The following is a 1,195-nucleotide window of genomic DNA, read 5'->3' as shown; positions in this document are numbered from 1 at the left end:
AAAACAAATCGCTAATTTAGATGCCAGAATGAGTAAAATACAACCTGCTTGAAACCAATAAAACAGGGTGAAATAAAAACGTTACTCAGAATTTACCAACCCAAGAAACTGAATGGAAAAAAACTTGATTGAATGATTATATACAAATCGAAAGATTAAATTTGTCGAATTAAAAAAAATATAGACACTTTATGAGGCAATTCATTCAAAATAAATATTTTCTACTCATCTTTATTGCTATAATCTGGGGTTCTTCTTTTATACTCATAAAAAAATTACTACCAGTATTTGACCCATATCAAATCGGAGCTTTTAGGGCAGGATTGTCAGGCTTGCTTTTGTCATTTATTGGATTCCCAGCTTTGAAAAGCATGTCAAAAAAGGATGTTTTTTGGATTGCTCTATCAGGATTATTTGGTAACTTTTTAGTGGTCTTTATTTTTCCTATTGCACAACAAGGCGTAAGTAGCTCATTGGCAGGCATCATAAATGCATTAGACCCAATATTCACACTCGTTTTAGGAGCAATTCTGTTTGGAATCAGAAATAAAGTTATTCAATATGCTGGAGCAATAATTGGATTTATAGGTGCGATCATTTTAGTTTACTCTTCCAATTCAGGAAATGGCGAAAATCATCTTTATTATACGGTTTTATTGGTTATAGGTTCGGCACTTTATGCCGTTGCCGCACTCATTATTGAAAAAAAATTACATCACATAAAATCGACAGATATATCAACAGGTATTTACACTATTTGGATGGTGCCGTCTCTTTTAATTTTAAGTTTTTCAGGTTTTTTTACAGACATTGATTACAGCCAAAATGAAACTTTAACGGCTCTAGGCTATTTAGTCTTTCTAACCGTCATTAGCACTACTTTGGTAATGTTTTTGTTTTTCAAGCTTGTTCAAGATACCTCTGCAGTTTTTGTAAGTACTATTTCACTTTTATTACCAGTCGTTGCGGTAATTTGGGGCGTTTTGGACAAAGAGAAATTTACAGTTTGGTATGCAATCGGTGGATTATTAATTTTGATTAGTGTATATCTCATTAGAGAAAAGAAAAATAAATCATTGGAAAAAGAATAAAAACTGCGCCCAACAAAGAACTGAGGCAAAAAACAAGGCTTTTCTCCATTAAATTTGACAAATGGGTCCTGGCATTGTTGAAGTGGAATAAAGCTCCTTCGTCG

General features: G+C 32.9%; 1 protein-coding gene. It reads left to right on the top strand.

Going from position 1 to position 1,195, the window contains the following annotated elements; genetic code table 11:
• Positions 1 to 191: 191 nt before the first annotated feature.
• A complete protein-coding gene (locus tag G525_RS0117850; RefSeq protein ID WP_027127343.1) occupies positions 192 to 1,091 on the top strand; it encodes a DMT family transporter in 900 nt (299 codons plus the stop codon).
• The last annotated feature ends 104 nt before the right edge of the window (positions 1,092 to 1,195 follow it).

Origin of the sequence: Gelidibacter mesophilus DSM 14095 (genome assembly GCF_000423005.1) — a bacterium.
GTDB lineage: Bacteria > Bacteroidota > Bacteroidia > Flavobacteriales > Flavobacteriaceae > Gelidibacter > Gelidibacter mesophilus.
This window is presented reverse-complemented; position numbering and strand designations above follow the sequence as displayed.